Source organism: Pacificibacter marinus (assembly GCF_900109555.1).
GTDB lineage: Bacteria > Pseudomonadota > Alphaproteobacteria > Rhodobacterales > Rhodobacteraceae > Celeribacter > Celeribacter marinus_C.
Genome location: NZ_FNZV01000004.1, coordinates 50,898 through 67,018, shown reverse-complemented (window position 1 = coordinate 67,018; position 16,121 = coordinate 50,898). Strand labels below are relative to the sequence as shown.

Below are 16,121 nucleotides of genomic sequence, written 5' to 3'. Positions count from 1 at the left end.
TATGCCCCGCGTCATGACATCGACAGACTTCCTAACAGCCCCCTTTCCCGCTCCCATCGAACTGCCTGCGGAATGCCTTGATAGCCCGAAACGGTTTTTCAATCGGGAACTCAGCTGGCTTGGGTTCAATTGGCGCGTTTTGGGAGAAGCGCAAAACCCACGTGTGCCACTTTTAGAACGCTTGCGGTTTGTGTCTATTTCTGCGGCCAATTTGGATGAATTTTACACGGTGCGGGTCGCGGGACTGCGTGAGTTGGCGAAAGCCGGCAATACCACACCCGCTTCAGACGGACGTTCCCCAGCAGAACAACTGCTTTTGATTTCAAAGGATGCGCGTGATTTAATGTCAGCGCAACTCACAGCATGGGAAGAAATTCGGGACGAAATGGGTGGCCAAGGCATATCTATTTTGACACCCGACGACTTATCGGCTGACGACATGACACACCTGCGGGATGTCTTTTTAACACAAGTTTTTCCTGTGCTGTCTCCTTTGGCTATCGACCCTGCACACCCTTTTCCGTTCGTGCCGAACACGGGGTTTGTACTGGCGCTGCAAATGACGCGCGACAAAGACAAACGCCCACTTCAAGCCCTGCTGCCCATCCCCGCGTTGATTGATCGATTTGTGCGTCTGCCAGAAACAACTGAGACGCCGGACCGCTTTTTGCCACTCGAAGACTTGTTACTGATCTACATCCGCAACCTGTTCCCTGGCTACACTGCCGAAGGATCTTGCACCTTTCGCGTGCTGCGAGACAGTGATCTTGAGGTCGAAGAAGAGGCCGAAGATCTTGTACGTGAGTTTGAAACCGCCCTGAAACGACGTAGGCGCGGCGAAGTCGTGCGACTTAAAATTTCTCAAAATGCCCCAAGTGCCTTGCGTGCAGTAATAAAAGAACAGCTTGGCGTTAGCGAAGATGAAGTCATCGAAGTGCCTGGAATGCTTGGCCTAGCGGACCTCAGCGGGCTGGTATTGGACAGTCGCCGTGATCTGCAATGGCCGCAATATACCCCGCGCGTGCCCGAGCGTGTGCAAGATCACGAAGGCGATATGTTCGCTGCGATCAAGCAAAAAGACATCCTGATGCACCATCCTTATGAGACATTCGATCTGGTGATCCGCTTTTTAGCGCAGGCCGCGAATGACCCCAATGTTGTGGCAATCAAACAGACTTTGTACCGCACATCGCATGACAGCCCTATTGTATCGGCCCTGTGTGAGGCCGCTGAAAATGGCAAGATGGTCACCGCATTGGTCGAATTGAAAGCCCGCTTTGACGAGGCCGCAAACATTCGCCAATCGCGCCGTTTGGAACGCTCTGGTGTGCATGTGGTCTATGGGTTCACCAACTACAAAACCCATGCAAAAATATCGACGGTTGTCCGCCGCGAGGGTGAAAAGCTTGTGACCTATACTCACTTTGGCACAGGCAACTATCACCCGATCACAGCGCGCATCTATACCGACTTGAGCTTTTTCACCTGCGATGACGCTTTGGGACGCGATGCCACAAAAGTATTCAATTATATTGGCGGCTATGCACCGCCAGAGGGGCTCGAAAACCTCTCTATTTCGCCCCATACGTTGAAAACCGACCTGCTAAAAGGCATCCAGCGCGAAGCCGCGTTTGCCGCAGATGGCAAGCCCGCAGAGATTTGGGCCAAAATGAATTCATTGGTGGAACCCGAAGTGATCGACGCGCTTTACAGCGCCAGTCAGGCGGGAGTGAAAATCAATCTCGTGATCCGTGGCATTTGTGGATTGCGCCCTGGGGTGAAAGGACTGTCTGAAAACATCCGCGTCAAATCAATTGTCGGGCGTTTTTTAGAGCATTCGCGCATCGTCTGTTTTGGCAATGGCAAAGGCTTGCCCTCTAAAAAAGCACGGGTTTATATGTCATCTGCTGACTGGATGGGGCGCAATCTCAATCGTCGTGTTGAAACGTTGGTTGAAATTACGAACCCCACGGTCAAGGCCCAAATCGTGCAACAAATCATGGCTGCCAACATGGCTGATGTGGCGCAAAGTTGGATTTTGGCCGGCGACGGCACATGGGAACGCCCCAGCTTACCGGATGGCGAAACGCCCTTTTCCTGCCATCGTTTTTTTATGGAACACCCGTCTTTGTCTGGACGTGGCTCAGCTGGCGTCAAAGATGTTCCTGCGCTCACCCATAAAGATATTTAACCTTGATCCACAGTCACCAGTTGCGCAACACTCAAACAAGTTTAAACCTTTGCACCAAGTGACAGCACAGCTAAAAAGTTGGTGATCCGCGCCAAAGCCACAGGGAAAACACGTTGCCTATATCCAATACAGAGCAAACCCAGACAACCACTCAAAACGAATGGGGGGTTTTTGGGCGGCCGCTTTTTCTAGATAAAGATGCCCGTGCCTTGTCGCGTGTTGGTGTGGTTGATGTCGGTTCAAACTCGGTGCGTATGGTTGTGTTCGATGGCGCCGCGCGCAGCCCTGCATATTTCTACAACGAAAAAATTCTGTGTGGTCTCGGGGCAGGATTGCGTGAAACAGGGTGCTTGAACCCAAAAGGCAAAGAGCGCGCCCTTTCGGCCATCAAACGATTTCAAAAGCTCGCACAAGGGATGGGTATTCCGCCCCTGACAGCCGTTGCAACGGCAGCAATGCGAGAGGCACAGGACGGTCCTGCATTTCGCGAGGAAATATTGCAGGAAACCGGCCTGAGCCTTTGGGTTATTGACGGCGAAGAAGAAGCCCGCCTGTCCGCCCAAGGCGTTTTGCTGGGGTGGCCCGATGCCAAAGGCATGATTTGCGACATTGGCGGATCGTCAATGGAACTGGCAGTCGTAGGCAACGGAACCGTGGGTAAGCGCCTCACATCGCCACTTGGGCCGCTCAAACTTCAAGGGCTCAAAGGTGGGCGCAAGGGGATCAAAGAGCACATTAAACCAGTAATGGCTGGTCTGGCCGAAACTATGGGCACAGATCACAAACGTATTTATCTAGTCGGCGGGTCATGGCGCGCGATTGCACGGATCGACATGGAGCGTCGCGGCTATCCCCTACATGTGCTGCACGAATATCGCATGTCAGTGCGCGATGTCAGCAAAACGATTGCCTATATCCACGACAATCCATTGGAAGACATTCGCAGCAAAACAGGCACCTCGTCTGCACGGATGGCTTTGGTGCCCATAGCCTCGGAAGTGCTGCGCCAAATGGTGCGCACGTTTAAGCCCAAAGAGATTTGCATCTCGTCTTATGGCATCCGCGAAGGCATGTTGTATGAACAAATGCCCCAAGCCATCCGGGAACGTGATCCACTGATTGAAGCCTGCCGCTTTGCCGAGCATAAAGATGCGCGTCTGCCAGGGGTTGGCAAACGTCTGCACCGATTTATCGAGCCTATCTTTAGGGCGCGTGAGTATGAGAAAATGCGCCTGATCCGTGCCGCTTGCTTGCTGCATGATGTGACATGGCGCGCGCATCCTGATTACCGTGCAGAGGTGTGTTTCGACAACGCGACGCGTGCCAATTTAGGCGGCTTGACCCACAAAGAACGCGTTTTTCTAGGACTTGCCTTGTTGCACCGCTACAAAAACTCGCGCGAAGGCACAAGCTTTGCACCGCTGATTGACATGCTATCAGAACAAGAAATTCAAAACGCCGAAGTATTGGGGAAAGCCATGCGATTTGGGGCTATGATCGCCGTAGATGCACCCGACGAGATGGCCGAAATGCGGTTTTTCCCCAAGAAAAAAGAACTCATCTTAACGCTTAAACCCGAAGCAGAAGATTTGTTTGGCGAAGTCACCGAAGCACGATTTATGTCGCTTGCAAACGCACTTGGCGCAAAGACTGAAGTCAGACACGCCAAAAAGTAGCCCCCAACAAGCACCTGTGCTGCGCTCTATAAATCTAAATCTACAGTCACAGGGAAATGATCCGAGGCGCGTAGTAAAGCTTCACGCAAAGGGACGGTGTCGTAGCATTCTGCATCTTCAAACGGGTGCCAAATTCGCCATTTGCCCTTAGGGGCTAAATCTTGTGACACCATCACATAATCCAAAAGCGCCGACAGATAGCGTTTCTCATGGCGCACATAGAACCGCGATGACGTAGGTGTGGCGCTGGCACGGGGGGCGATGGCCATACGTGCGTGCGGGTCAAACAAGCGCTGATCAGCGGATGTCCCGCCTGTGCCCTCGCCTATCACGATCTCAATACCTGAACGGCCAAACAATCGTTCATATTCATCCAGCCCCGGCCCATCATTGAAATCGCCCAAAACGATCACAGGCTCGCCTGCGATCAGATGCTGTTCAATGCGCTGACGCAACCATATGCATTGTGCCACTTGCTTGCGGCGATTTTCGATGGCAATCCGAATTTCATGATCACGATTGCGCGCCCCATAAGGCGCTTTCGATTTGATGTGAACGCCGATCATCCGAAAAGAAAACCCTGTTTCTCGCAGTTCCATATGCAACTCAAGTGGGGGTTTGGAAAAGCGGACGGGATCGCCGCTCATGTCTGTATCAAGATCAAGATGGTACACGGAATCAAACGCTGGCGGCGCGCCACCTAGCGCAACAGTGACGCTGCCTTTTGGGTCATGTTTGGCACGCAAAACCAATGGATCATACAGCAATGCAATCTCTTGCTGCGTATCGTTGATAAATCCAGTCTCTACCGCGCGTGCACGGATACCGGCAAAATCCGCAAACTGTTCAAGCGCTGTCACGGTATCACGGCGGCGCGATGTATCTGGCGCCTCAATCACCATCACGGCATCGGCCTCTAATGCGTTGAACACAAAAGACAACGCTTCAATCTGCGCACGGCGCGTCACATCACGCCGCGCAGACCAGTCGTCGTCTAACTGCAAGCGACCTTTTTCGTCAAACAACGCATCGAACCATTCCACATTATATGTGGCAATGCGCATCAGCTGGCGCGCTCAAGTGCGATGTTATCCCAAGCGGTGTTGATTTCCGCCAGCCGTTTGGTGGCCATGTGCACCGCCTCTTTGGGCACCCCCCGCGCGATCATTTTGTCTGGGTGTGTTTCTCGCACAAGCGCGCGGTAGGCAGACTTGATATCAGCCAGATCCATTGCTGGTTCAACGCCCAAAATATCATAGGGATCACGCTGCGCATCCGGCACAAACCGTGCGCGTATGGTGCTAAATTTACGGTCACTGATTTCGAAAATATCGGCGACGCGCTGTAAAAACACATCTTCGTTTGGGTGATACTCCCCATCAGCCAATGCGATGTGAAACAGACCATCCAACAAATCCAATAGCGGCTCGCAATTGTCGCCATACATGGCTTTGACGCGCTTTGCGTAATCTTCAAACCCTGCAACATCTTGGCGGGCCATATTGAAAACACGACCAGCTGCAACTTCGTCTTCGGGGGAAATATGAAACACTTCGCGAAAGGCGGTGACTTCGTCGCGGGTCACCAGTCCATCAGCTTTGGCCATTTTAGCCCCAAGTCCAATGACTGCGATTGCAAAGCCGACACGCCGTTCAGGTTCTGATCTCAAAAGATCAAAAACCGAAGACAGACTTTCCCCAGAACGTAACGCAGCGAGAGCGTCTAATATGCGGTACCAAATTGACATAATCACACCTTAAACGAGGGATGTGTCAGTGTCAGGTCACAAACACATGATGTGCGACACCATCGTCAGTCACACCCGTTTTTATAAGAATTTTTGCATAAACAAAGCGTCCAGCCAGCGGTCGAATTTATAGCCAGACTGCGGAATGCGCCCGACTTCCTTGTAGCCAAGTGCCTGATGAAACGCGATCGAGGCCGTGTTATCCCCATCAATCACACCGATCATAGATTTATGGCCAGCCTCGCGGGCGTGCTCTTCGATAGTGATCAACAAAATGCGCCCAAAGCCACGCCCTTGGGCTGCATCGCTCAGGTACACCGAGTGTTCCATCGTGTAGCGATAGCCGTTGTTGTTCGAGCGAAATTGCTCGTAGGTGGCATACCCAACCACAACGCCGTCCACTTCGGCGACATAAAATGCGCGCCCCTCATTTAGACGTGCTGTGATCAAGTCCGCCCATTGCTCAACGCTGCGCTCTATTGAGGAAAATGACGCCGTAGACCCGTCGATTACGGGTTTCATAATGGCCTTAATGGCCGCCGCGTCTGCTGGTGTTGCTGTGCGAAGTGTCATGCGATCCAAATCTCCCCAGATGCCGATCCGATTTCCGCCTGTAAAGACGCCTGTGCGCCTTCGCCGATAGAAACATGTTCCATAGCTTGCACGAAAGGTGCAAGGGCTGCGCGCAATTCTGTTGCGTTTGGATGCGTTAATTTCAAGCGACGCAAGCGTAAATCACGGTGCGTCAATGCCGGTGCAGGGTGTTTGGATTGCCATTCGATCAAGGTGGGAAAGCAACCGTCAAACAAAGGTTTGCCATCTTCAGGCACCAGCATGCGCCATGCGTACTCACCCCGTTCAAAAGACATAATCCGCCCAACCGTGGCAGGGGCGCGCTCCCATGCTTCCTCAAGATCATCGCAGCGCACGACCCAGTTCGACAGCTTGGGTGGCCCACCAAAATTGTCCAAATCGAACCAACGCGCGTGTGGCAACTTTGGTGCAGCAGGGTCGATTGCGATAACTTCGAAATAGGCATCTTTGTCCAACGCCACGAGATGATTGTGCGTGCCCATCAGGTCATGCACACCGCGCTTTTCGAATGGCACATCCAAGAGCCCCTCAACCCAGAGCCGCCCCTGGTCGAGGTTCGACGCACAAACCACCAAATGATCGAGAAAATAGGGCATAGTTCACCAAAAGTTGTAGTCTTATATTGAAAGAGTCAGGAACGAACCCATTTCTCTATATGTTGAACATCTAATTATGGAAAGAAAAGCACAAAATGCTCCTAAGATGACTAGAAAACTTTTTCGATAGTGAGGCCTCAGGCGGCATCATTCTAATGTTTTCAGCCACCGCAGCGATGATGGTGGCAAGAGTCCCAACATCGCTCAAAGTATTTTTACCAACACTGGCGATCTTGGATGACCTTGTGCGGTGTCATCACAGCCTTTTCATCCCAATGAAAGACAAGTGGGGCAAATCCACACTGCACTCATTAGAGCACGCATTGTCGCCTTACGTCTTGTTCGGCATCGTGCCTATTTTTGCTTTTGCCAACGCAGGCGTTGTGTTTGAAAGCATAACATTTTCCAACCTGTTTGATCCGTTGCCCTTGGGCGTTGCCGCAGGTCTGATTTTAGGCAAACAAATAGGTGTCTTTGGCATGACTTCGATTTTGGTCAAAACAGGCGTGGCGCGCAAACCATTTGGCGCGGGTCATATGACTGATAGGGTGCATGACAGCTTTGCGTCACCTTCCAACGCCAAAAGCCAATTCGCATCAGATGCCATAAATTACCCTAAAAGTTCAAAATGGCTGGTTGTACAAGCGCGATCCCCGTGCCCCAAAAATCCAACAGAAAAGGAAATCTAAATCGCACCTCTTCGATTGGACAGGTGTGCAAGATTGATACGTCCAACATGTCATTTCATATCGGGTTCATCACTCACGTTTCACCGATGGGCAATCATGATTTGTTAGGGCTTGATCCAATCAATTCCAAGATTTCACGCGCAGCGTTTGGGATATTGGTCCCCGGGCCAAAAATCGCTTTGACGCCAGCCTCTTTCAAAAAGGCGTAGTCTTGCTGCGGGATCACCCCACCACAAATCACGATAATATCGCCCGCGCCTTGGGCTTTCAGTTCATCAATCAGTTTCGGCGCAAGGGTTTTGTGCCCCGCGGCTTGCGATGAAATACCAACGATGTGTACGTCATTGTCGATGGCATCCTGCGCGGCTTCAGCAGGGGTTTGAAACAGCGGACCAACATCAACGTCGAACCCTATATCGGCGAAAGCTGTGGCAATGACTTTGGCCCCACGGTCATGACCATCTTGGCCCATTTTCACCACCAACATACGCGGGCGGCGGCCTTCGGCTTCTGCAAAAGTTTCAACGTCTTTTTGGATCTGCGCAAAGCCTGCGTCGCCTTCATAAGCGGCACCATAGACGCCCGCTAAAGTTTTGACCTCGGCGCGGTGTCGCCCGAATGATTTTTCCATCGCCATTGAAATTTCTCCCACTGTGGCACGAGCACGAGCCGCTTCTACGGCCAATGCCAATAGATTGCCTTTGCCAGATTGCGCAGCGGCCTCAAGATCAGCCAAAGTTTCAGCCATTAACGCCTCATCGCGCGTGGCACGGATTTGCTTAAGTCGTGCAACTTGGCTCGCGCGCACGGCCACATTGTCTACATCCAAAATATCGATCGGGTCTTCGTTATCTTTGCGGTACTTGTTAACGCCCACGATCACCTCGGTCCCGCGATCAATCAATGCTTGTCGTTTGGCCGCAGATTCCTCGATGCGCAGTTTCGGCATACCGGTATTGACTGCTTTGGTCATGCCGCCCATGGTCTCGACCTCTTCCATCAATTCCCAAGCTTTGTCTGCCAATTCCGCAGTCAAGCTTTCGACGTAATACGATCCCGCCAGCGGATCGACGACATTGGTGATGCCTGTCTCTTCTTGCAAAATTAGTTGCGTGTTACGCGCAATGCGGGCTGAAAATTCTGTTGGCAAAGCAATGGCTTCATCCAATGCGTTGGTGTGCAGACTTTGCGTGCCGCCCAAAGCCGCCGACATCGCCTCATATGCGGTGCGGATCACGTTATTATAGGGGTCTTGTTCTTGCAAAGACACGCCAGAGGTTTGGCAGTGTGTGCGCAACATCTTGGACTTTTCCAACTTTGGATCGAATTCATCCATCACCCGCGTCCATAGCAAACGCGCGGCCCTCAGTTTGGCGGCTTCCATAAAAAAGTTCATGCCGATGGCGAAAAAGAACGACAAACGTGGCGCGAATTTATCGACATCCATGCCCGCTTTGATCGCTGTGCGCACGTATTCGCGCCCATCCGCTAAAGTGAATGCAAGTTCTTGCACCAAGTTCGCGCCAGCTTCTTGCATGTGATAGCCAGAGATCGAAATCGAGTTGAATTTCGGCATCTCATTGGCCGTGTATTCGATGATATCCGCGATGATCCGCATCGATGGTTCGGGTGGATAAATATACGTGTTGCGCACCATAAATTCTTTGAGAATATCGTTCTGGATGGTGCCCGCCAGCAGGGCTTTATCATGCCCCTGCTCTTCGCCCGTCACAATGAAACTCGCCAAAATTGGGATCACAGCGCCGTTCATCGTCATCGATACCGACACTTTGTCTAGCGGGATGCCATCGAACAGGATTTTCATATCCTCAACGCTGTCAATCGCCACGCCAGCTTTGCCGACATCGCCCTCGACACGCGGATGATCACTGTCGTACCCACGGTGCGTTGCCAAATCGAAAGCGACAGAGACACCTTGTTGGCCTGCATCTAGCGCTTTGCGGTAAAAGGCATTCGATTCTTCCGCCGTTGAAAACCCAGCATATTGACGGATGGTCCAAGGGCGCCCCGCATACATCGTCGCTTTGACGCCACGCGTAAAGGGCGCTTGCCCCGGCGTATTACCAAGATGCGGCAAATCTTTGATGTCACCTTCATCATACAGCGGTTTGACTTTGATACCTTCAAGCGTATCCCATTCAAGGCTTTCAACAGGTTTGCCGCGAAGCTCTTTGCCTGCAAGTTCAGTCCAGAGTTTTCGATCAGTCATGCGAGTTCCTTTCACACGGTGCGCTGCGGGGCCATCGCAGTAAAACACCTGTTGGATTCCTTGGTAAATCCTGCACAAGCCCCTATATAGAAAAGGACCGGAGGATCGATGAAACACATATTTCTCAGCGCTCTAAGCGCAATTTCTATCATGTTTGCGCCCGCAAGCTTTGCACAAGACGCTGCGACGGTTGAACTGGGGCAAAATGCGTCAGGTATAGACTTGGCAGATTTTAAATGGACAAACCGCGTACTGGTCGTTTTTGCAGACAACCCGCTTGATCTGAATTTTGTCAGACAAATGAATTTGTTGACTGATCGTCCAGAACTGCTGACTGAACGCGATGTTGTGGTGTTGACTGATACCGATCCCGATACACTGAGCCCTGTCCGCAAAACCTTGCGACCGCGTGGATTTTCGCTTGTGGTTGTGGACAAAAATGGCGCTGTGATGTTTCGCAAACCCGACCCTTGGGATCTGCGCGAGATCACCCGTGCCATCGACAAAACTCCGCTGCGCCAGCAAGAAATCAAAGCCGCCAAAGACGCCGCACAAGCTGCACGATAAAGCGCAAAGTGCGCGGCGTTTCGGTCAATACTTTGAGGTGCAGTCAACAGCGTCATGGGTTATTCAAACTCCATAATCACTTCGTCAACGGCGAGACTATCGCCTGCGACCGCATTGATTTTACTCACCACAGCTTTGCGTTCAGCGCGCAGAATGTTTTCCATTTTCATCGCCTCGACCGTACATAAGGTTTGACCCTCTTGGACCTCGTCCCCAACAGCAACATCGACTTTGACGATCAACCCTGGCATGGGGCAAAGCAGCAATTTCGATGTGTCAGGTGGCAACTTTTCAAGCATGTATTTAGACAGCTCAGCCGCACGCGGACTGCGTACAAAGACTTTAAGGTCAGCCCCACGATTGCGGATTTGAAATCCCCCAGCCACCTTACCAACTTTCAATGTGATCGGAACATCATCGACGCGCACAACGGCCAAAGTTTGCCCCGGCACCCATTCGCTTTCAATGCGCAGAGTTTGGCCATTCAGCGTGACGTTTGAGCCCGTTTTATCGGCATCAATGCGCACAGGGAAATCTTGGCCGGCAATCTGCACAACCCAATCAGCACCCACTTTTCGCTCGTGATTGTCCATACGGCCCGAAATGCGGGACCGCCGAATTTCGGACACGCGGTACATGGCAGCACAAGACGCAGCTATTTTATTCAGCTGCGCGTCACTGAGCACAGCGCCTTCAAATCCTTCGGGGTATTCTTCTTCGATAAATGCAGTGGTGATATTGCCCGAAACAAAACGCGGATGATCCATTACGGCAGATAAAAATGGCAAGTTGTGCCCAATACCTTCGATTTCAAACGCGTCCAATGCGTCGCTCATATGCGCGATGGCCGCATCCCGCGTTGGCCCCCACGTGCACAGTTTGGCGATCATCGGATCGTAGTACATCGAAATTTCACCACCTTCAAAAACGCCTGTGTCATTACGCACAACGCAAGTGTCAGAGACGCTTTCGGCTGGCGGGCGGTATTTGGTCAAACGGCCGATTGAAGGCAGAAAATTACGGTAAGGATCTTCGGCGTACAGACGGCTTTCCATCGCCCAGCCATTCATCTGCACATCGTCTTGTTTGATTGATAACGCTTCACCATTTGCGATGCGGATCATTTGTTCGACCAGATCAATACCCGTGATCATCTCGGTCACAGGGTGCTCGACCTGCAAGCGCGTGTTCATTTCAAGGAAATAGAAATTACGGTCGCCATCAACGATGAATTCCACAGTACCGGCCGAGGTGTAATCCACAGCCTGCGCCAGTGCGACGGCTTGCTCACCCATGGCTTTGCGCGTTGCTGCATCCAAGAATGGGCTCGGAGCCTCTTCGATGACTTTTTGATTGCGGCGCTGAATCGAACACTCACGTTCGTGCAGGTAAATGCCATTGCCATGACTGTCACAGAGCACCTGAATTTCAATATGGCGCGGTTGAGTGACGAATTTCTCAATGAAAATACGGTCATCGCCGAATGACGACGCGGCCTCATTTTTCGACGATTGAAAGCCTTCGCGCGCCTCGTCATCATTATAGGCCACACGCATACCTTTGCCACCGCCGCCGGCAGAGGCTTTGATCATCACCGGATAACCAACCTCATTCGAGATTTTGACGGCTTCATCGGCGTCCTCAATTAAGCCCATATACCCGGGAACAGTGCTAACGCCGGCTTCTTGCGCCAGCTTTTTAGAGGTGATTTTATCGCCCATAGCCTCGATCGCGCCCACAGGCGGACCGACAAAAGCAACACCTTCGGCCTGTAAAGCTTCGGCAAACTTAGAATTTTCAGACAAAAATCCGTACCCAGGATGCACGGCTTGCGCCCCTGTTTGGCGGATCGCATCCATGACCTTATCGATTACGATATAGGATTGATTGGCTGGCGCAGGTCCGATGTGGACAGCTTCATCCGCCATCTTCACATGCAGCGCATTTTTGTCCGCATCCGAATAAATAGCGACCGTTTTGATCCCCATTTTCTGAGCGGTTTTTATCACACGACAGGCAATCTCGCCTCGGTTGGCGATCAGTATCTTATCAAACATGTGCTCTCCCTTTCTGTCCTCATATCGCCGTGCCAACACGTTGCCCATGCGGCGCGCGAAAGTGTCTAAATCATGCGCATGAAAAAAGGCTTCCGAGCGGGCCAGCTCGAAAACCTTTATTTTCACGATGTCCAAACACGCAAATCTGCACGCTTGAAGCTATAAATGTGACTGCAGTGTTAGTTACACAAACGCACGTCGTCGCAAAGCGCGCCAGCTGCGGCCCCTGCGATTGCACCGGTTGTGGCGCTGCCGCCTGTTGTGTCTGCAATGAGCGCCCCAGCAAGGCCGCCTGCAATCGCGCGCTCAGAGTCATTGTCCATGCAACCAGCAAGGGCTGTGACAGACACGAGGGCGAGTGTGATAAATGATTTACGCATGATTTTACCGCTCTTTGTTGAAGAATATTTTTTATCAGCTTGCCCCATAAAGACCGCTGAGAAAAGTAAAATCTAAACAAAATAGCAGTGTCGGCGAAAGACGGCGCATAGCACGCCTGCAGTCGCTGAGACTTGAAAAAAAAGCAAGGATTGCAATCTGTTGTAGCAATCCTTGCCAGAGGGGAAGGGACGCGAGAACGCGCGAGAACAAGGCATTCAACATTCGGGGATCCTTGTTCACGTGTATCGTGAAACCCAATTGCCGCACACACAAGCCCCCGCGCAAACGCCCCGCCAAAACTGGCGTGCCTTTGCCCATTGGGGCTGAGTGAAAGCGACAATCCGCGCATCTTACCTGTCATCCTCATCGTTCTCAGCGTCATCTTCAAACGGATCATCGGCCACGAACAATTCGGGAAATGTCACTTGCGCGATTTTTACGTTGATTTTTATCAACGCCTCATAAGACGCAGGATCGAAGTTATCAGGATCAGCTGGCACAACTTCGCGCCCCCAAAACCATGACAACCGCCCTGCATCCAAATTGCCGCGTTCAAAAGGCTCTTCGCCAAAGTAATTCCAAAGCGTCGTGATAAAGGCCGTATCAACCCGTTTGTCGACGGATTTGCGATCTTTGAAGCGCTCAAGGGCTTTGATCGGCGTCACACCTTTGGGATTGGCGCGGCGGATGGTGAATTGAAAATCTGATCCGGGGAACCGGCTTGGGAACCCTTTGTGTTTGGGCATGTAATCTTTGGGTGGCATGTTATGCGTTCTCCTGCGGTCTGCGCGCGATCGGGTCGATCGTGACCACGGCGCTGGCGGCCAATATAGTCACGCCCACCGTGGTGCGTGCCTTGATTTGACTTGCGAGGAAATATCTTTTGTCGGTGTCATTGAACAGAGCATATTTGCAGGCAAAGGCAGTCATTATTTGCAAAATACGCATGAAAACCTGCTGAAAAATATGCGATGAAGGCAGATGTGATCGCATCAGAACGCCTCCCATTCGCATATGTCACCAGAAGGGCGGTAGGCTTCGAACACTTGTGTCACGTCTGCTTCAGTAGAAGCAAACTCAACGGCGCGGTCAGACATTGAGATAACAATCATCGATGGAACAGGTCCCGCAAGACGCGGCAAGGCATAGGTGTCACACAGATACGCCATATCAGCCTCAAGCTGCTCATAGCCCAGATCGGCCAGCTTTTGCGGCAACTGGGGCGCAACAAACCGAAACCGCGCCGTCAGTCCCATGGCAGGGCGATCCAATAAGCTTTCAAAAAACTGAACCGGTTGGCCGGATGGCACTGTGATGGGCGCAAGCGTTTTGGGAACGATGTCCGCCTGTGCTGCCAACCCCGTTCCATTCAAAACTGTGCAAATCAATGCAGTGGTAAATGCAGGATACCGCATCACGTTACCCTTTGCGCACTGCGCATCCAACGCGCGCGGCGCTCTGGGCACTCAAGAACATCAGACACCAGCGCGATGGACCGCAATTTGGGGAACTGGCCCGACACAGACCCGCCCGCAGTAATCTCAAGATCATCCCCCACGACACGCAACTGCACCACGGGCGCAAACCCGCGCAAAGATTGCAGCGCGCGCCACATATCTTGACGCACTTGCGTTGCAACCCGACCTTTGCGCAGAGCCGCGCCACCTGAAATTACGGTTTTTGCCGCAAAATCAAAGCGCGCAGGCAGGCGACGCGTCAGTGTCAGCCCGTCGGCCTCGCGCAGCATATGCCAGTGTTGATGTTTCGACTTTCCCATGATGTCCTCACAAATCCCGATCTACAAAGGGATATTGTCGTGTTTCTTCCACGGGTTTTCGAGCTTTTTATTGCGCAAAGATGCAAAAGCCCGCGCGACACGTTTGCGGGTCGACCGAGGCTGGATCACCTCGTCGATAAATCCGCGCTCTGCCGCCACAAATGGATTGGCAAAACGGTCTTCATAATCTGCGGTGTGGGCTGCAATTTTAGTCGCATCCCCAAGATCGCCACGGTGAATAATTTCGGTCGCGCCCTTTGCCCCCATCACCGCGATTTCCGCCGTGGGCCATGCGTAATTGAAATCACCGCGCAGGTGTTTCGAGGCCATCACATCATACGCGCCACCGTAAGCTTTGCGTGTGATTACAGTGACTTTGGGAACCGTGGCTTCGCCGTAAGCAAACAAAAGTTTCGCTCCGTGTTTGATCACGCCACCGTATTCTTGGCTTGTGCCAGGCAAGAACCCAGGCACATCAACAAGCGTCAAAACGGGGATTTCAAAGGCATCACAAAAGCGCACAAACCGCGCGGCCTTTTTAGAGCTGTCGATATCCAAACACCCTGCCAGCACCATGGGCTGGTTGGCCACAACGCCAACTGTTTGCCCTTCGAGACGCGCAAAACCTGTGATAATATTTTTGGCATGTTCAGCTTGGATTTCGTAAAAGTCGCCTTCATCAACGACCTTATGGATCACTTCCTTCATGTCATAAGGCGTGTTTGCATTGTCGGGAATGATCGTATCAAGCGACACGTCAATGCGGTCTGGCGCATCAAAGAACGGGCGCACGGGGGCTTTTTCACGATTGTTGAGCGGCAAAAAATCCACCAAACGGCGCACTTCGGTCAGGGTTTCCACGTCATTTTCAAACGCGCCATCCGCGACCGATGATTTTTTGGTATGTGTGGATGCGCCACCAAGTTCCTCTGCCGTCACCACTTCGTTGGTCACGGTTTTGACCACGTCAGGCCCCGTGACAAACATGTAAGACGTGTCTTTAACCATAAAGATAAAGTCGGTCATCGCGGGTGAATACACCGCGCCGCCCGCGCACGGCCCCATGATGACAGAGATTTGCGGCACCACGCCAGACGCCATGATATTTCGCTGAAACACTTCTGCATAACCTGCGAGCGATGCAACGCCTTCTTGAATGCGTGCGCCACCAGAATCATTAATGCCAATGACGGGCGCGCCGTTTTGCATCGCCATATCCATAATTTTACAGATTTTCTCTGCGTGTGCTTCGGACAAAGATCCGCCAAACACTGTAAAATCTTGAGAAAAGACATAGACCATACGGCCATTGATAGTCCCCCAGCCCGTGATCACCCCGTCGCCCGCTGGCTTGGATTGCTCCATAGCAAAATCAGTGCAGCGGTGAGTTTTGAACATATCGAACTCTTCAAAGCTGCCATCGTCCAACAACAACTCAACACGCTCACGTGCTGTAAGTTTGCCCTTGGCATGCTGTGCATCAATGCGACGTTGGCCTCCGCCCAAACGGGCATCTGAGCGGCGATCATGAAGTTCTTGGATAATATCTTTCACAGGGTGGCTCCTCTTCGGGTCGCCTTACCTTAGCCTTGCAAACCGTATGCTCAAAGCAAAGT

At 52.1% G+C, this 16,121-nt stretch carries 16 protein-coding genes; 4 read left to right on the top strand and 12 right to left on the bottom strand.

Features of this window, described 5'->3' with window-relative positions:
• The first annotated feature begins 13 nt into the window (after window positions 1-13).
• Both BM025_RS06830 and BM025_RS06825 read left to right on the top strand, forming a co-directional pair.
• Complete coding sequence (locus tag BM025_RS06830) at window positions 14-2,191, top strand: RNA degradosome polyphosphate kinase (protein ID WP_085849218.1); 2,178 nt, start codon at window positions 14-16, stop codon at window positions 2,189-2,191.
• Window positions 2,192-2,304: 113 nt separating this feature from the next.
• On the top strand, window positions 2,305-3,867 hold the full coding sequence (locus BM025_RS06825) for a Ppx/GppA family phosphatase (RefSeq protein ID WP_085849138.1): 1,563 nt from the start codon (window positions 2,305-2,307) through the stop codon (window positions 3,865-3,867).
• A gap of 26 nt (window positions 3,868-3,893) precedes the next feature.
• Here BM025_RS06825 and BM025_RS06820 read toward each other — a convergent pair whose 3' ends face one another.
• The 4 genes from BM025_RS06820 to BM025_RS06805 all read right to left on the bottom strand — a co-directional run bounded on the left by BM025_RS06820 (window position 3,894) and on the right by BM025_RS06805 (window position 6,804).
• A complete protein-coding gene (locus tag BM025_RS06820; protein ID WP_085849139.1) occupies window positions 3,894-4,931 on the bottom strand; it encodes an endonuclease/exonuclease/phosphatase family protein in 1,038 nt (345 codons plus the stop codon).
• Entirely contained in the window at window positions 4,931-5,614 is a 684-nt protein-coding gene (locus tag BM025_RS06815) for a molecular chaperone DjiA (protein WP_085849140.1), read from the bottom strand. Before BM025_RS06815 ends, BM025_RS06820 begins: the two co-directional genes overlap by 1 nt.
• Window positions 5,615-5,695: 81 nt before the next feature.
• The gene (locus BM025_RS06810; protein ID WP_085849141.1) at window positions 5,696-6,187 is read right to left on the bottom strand and encodes a GNAT family N-acetyltransferase; all 492 of its coding nucleotides are present in this window, start codon (window positions 6,185-6,187) and stop codon (window positions 5,696-5,698) included.
• Complete coding sequence (locus BM025_RS06805; protein ID WP_085849142.1) at window positions 6,184-6,804, bottom strand: VOC family protein; 621 nt, start codon at window positions 6,802-6,804, stop codon at window positions 6,184-6,186. Before BM025_RS06805 ends, BM025_RS06810 begins: the two co-directional genes overlap by 4 nt.
• Window positions 6,805-6,959: 155 nt before the next feature.
• On the opposite strand from BM025_RS06805, the gene BM025_RS06800 reads away from it, so the two are divergent.
• Window positions 6,960-7,493, top strand: coding sequence for a Na+/H+ antiporter NhaA (locus BM025_RS06800; RefSeq protein ID WP_085849143.1), 534 nt, complete (start codon window positions 6,960-6,962; stop codon window positions 7,491-7,493).
• 94 nt (window positions 7,494-7,587) lie between these two features.
• Here the strand turns inward: BM025_RS06800 and scpA are convergent, their stop codons facing one another.
• Window positions 7,588-9,723 carry a methylmalonyl-CoA mutase gene (gene scpA / locus BM025_RS06795; protein WP_085849144.1) on the bottom strand — a complete coding sequence of 712 codons (2,136 nt, stop codon included), beginning with the start codon at window positions 9,721-9,723 and terminating at the stop codon, window positions 7,588-7,590.
• Between the two features lie 108 nt (window positions 9,724-9,831).
• On the opposite strand from scpA, the gene BM025_RS06790 reads away from it, so the two are divergent.
• Window positions 9,832-10,290: a DUF4174 domain-containing protein gene (locus BM025_RS06790; protein ID WP_085849145.1), complete on the top strand. Its 459-nt coding sequence runs from the start codon at window positions 9,832-9,834 to the stop codon at window positions 10,288-10,290.
• Between the two features lie 59 nt (window positions 10,291-10,349).
• Here the strand turns inward: BM025_RS06790 and BM025_RS06785 are convergent, their stop codons facing one another.
• The 7 genes from BM025_RS06785 to BM025_RS06750 form a co-directional block, all read right to left on the bottom strand.
• The gene (locus tag BM025_RS06785; RefSeq protein ID WP_085849219.1) at window positions 10,350-12,347 is read right to left on the bottom strand and encodes an acetyl-CoA carboxylase biotin carboxylase subunit; all 1,998 of its coding nucleotides are present in this window, start codon (window positions 12,345-12,347) and stop codon (window positions 10,350-10,352) included.
• 179 nt (window positions 12,348-12,526) lie between these two features.
• A complete protein-coding gene (locus BM025_RS06780; RefSeq protein WP_085849220.1) occupies window positions 12,527-12,727 on the bottom strand; it encodes a hypothetical protein in 201 nt (66 codons plus the stop codon).
• Window positions 12,728-13,078: 351 nt separating this feature from the next.
• The gene (locus tag BM025_RS06770; RefSeq protein ID WP_085849221.1) at window positions 13,079-13,474 is read right to left on the bottom strand and encodes a hypothetical protein; all 396 of its coding nucleotides are present in this window, start codon (window positions 13,472-13,474) and stop codon (window positions 13,079-13,081) included.
• A 19-nt stretch (window positions 13,475-13,493) separates the two neighbouring features.
• Window positions 13,494-13,676 carry a hypothetical protein gene (locus BM025_RS06765; RefSeq protein WP_139204552.1) on the bottom strand — a complete coding sequence of 61 codons (183 nt, stop codon included), beginning with the start codon at window positions 13,674-13,676 and terminating at the stop codon, window positions 13,494-13,496.
• 44 nt (window positions 13,677-13,720) lie between these two features.
• Window positions 13,721-14,143: a DUF6497 family protein gene (locus BM025_RS06760; protein ID WP_085849148.1), complete on the bottom strand. Its 423-nt coding sequence runs from the start codon at window positions 14,141-14,143 to the stop codon at window positions 13,721-13,723.
• Window positions 14,143-14,505 (bottom strand): hypothetical protein, encoded by a 363-nt coding sequence (locus BM025_RS06755; RefSeq protein WP_085849149.1) that lies wholly within the window; start codon window positions 14,503-14,505, stop codon window positions 14,143-14,145. Before BM025_RS06755 ends, BM025_RS06760 begins: the two co-directional genes overlap by 1 nt.
• 21 nt (window positions 14,506-14,526) lie before the next feature.
• The gene (locus BM025_RS06750) at window positions 14,527-16,059 is read right to left on the bottom strand and encodes an acyl-CoA carboxylase subunit beta (RefSeq protein ID WP_085849150.1); all 1,533 of its coding nucleotides are present in this window, start codon (window positions 16,057-16,059) and stop codon (window positions 14,527-14,529) included.
• Window positions 16,060-16,121 lie beyond the last annotated feature (62 nt).

What these genes read in the sequence shown, in the direction of transcription:
- BM025_RS06755 (WP_085849149.1), bottom strand. Translation starts at nt 14,505, where the DNA reads ATGGGAAAGTCGAAACATCAACACTGGCATATGCTGCGCGAGGCCGAC.
- BM025_RS06760 (WP_085849148.1), bottom strand. Translation starts at nt 14,143, where the DNA reads ATGCGGTATCCTGCATTTACCACTGCATTGATTTGCACAGTTTTGAAT.
- BM025_RS06790 (WP_085849145.1), top strand. Translation starts at nt 9,832, where the DNA reads ATGAAACACATATTTCTCAGCGCTCTAAGCGCAATTTCTATCATGTTT.
- BM025_RS06815 (WP_085849140.1), bottom strand. Translation starts at nt 5,614, where the DNA reads ATGTCAATTTGGTACCGCATATTAGACGCTCTCGCTGCGTTACGTTCT.
- scpA (WP_085849144.1), bottom strand. Translation starts at nt 9,723, where the DNA reads ATGACTGATCGAAAACTCTGGACTGAACTTGCAGGCAAAGAGCTTCGC.
- BM025_RS06780 (WP_085849220.1), bottom strand. Translation starts at nt 12,727, where the DNA reads ATGCGTAAATCATTTATCACACTCGCCCTCGTGTCTGTCACAGCCCTT.
- BM025_RS06800 (WP_085849143.1), top strand. Translation starts at nt 6,960, where the DNA reads ATGTTTTCAGCCACCGCAGCGATGATGGTGGCAAGAGTCCCAACATCG.
- BM025_RS06820 (WP_085849139.1), bottom strand. Translation starts at nt 4,931, where the DNA reads ATGCGCATTGCCACATATAATGTGGAATGGTTCGATGCGTTGTTTGAC.
- BM025_RS06810 (WP_085849141.1), bottom strand. Translation starts at nt 6,187, where the DNA reads ATGACACTTCGCACAGCAACACCAGCAGACGCGGCGGCCATTAAGGCC.
- BM025_RS06770 (WP_085849221.1), bottom strand. Translation starts at nt 13,474, where the DNA reads ATGCCCAAACACAAAGGGTTCCCAAGCCGGTTCCCCGGATCAGATTTT.
- BM025_RS06785 (WP_085849219.1), bottom strand. Translation starts at nt 12,347, where the DNA reads ATGTTTGATAAGATACTGATCGCCAACCGAGGCGAGATTGCCTGTCGT.
- BM025_RS06805 (WP_085849142.1), bottom strand. Translation starts at nt 6,804, where the DNA reads ATGCCCTATTTTCTCGATCATTTGGTGGTTTGTGCGTCGAACCTCGAC.
- BM025_RS06830 (WP_085849218.1), top strand. Translation starts at nt 14, where the DNA reads ATGACATCGACAGACTTCCTAACAGCCCCCTTTCCCGCTCCCATCGAA.
- BM025_RS06765 (WP_139204552.1), bottom strand. Translation starts at nt 13,676, where the DNA reads ATGCGTATTTTGCAAATAATGACTGCCTTTGCCTGCAAATATGCTCTG.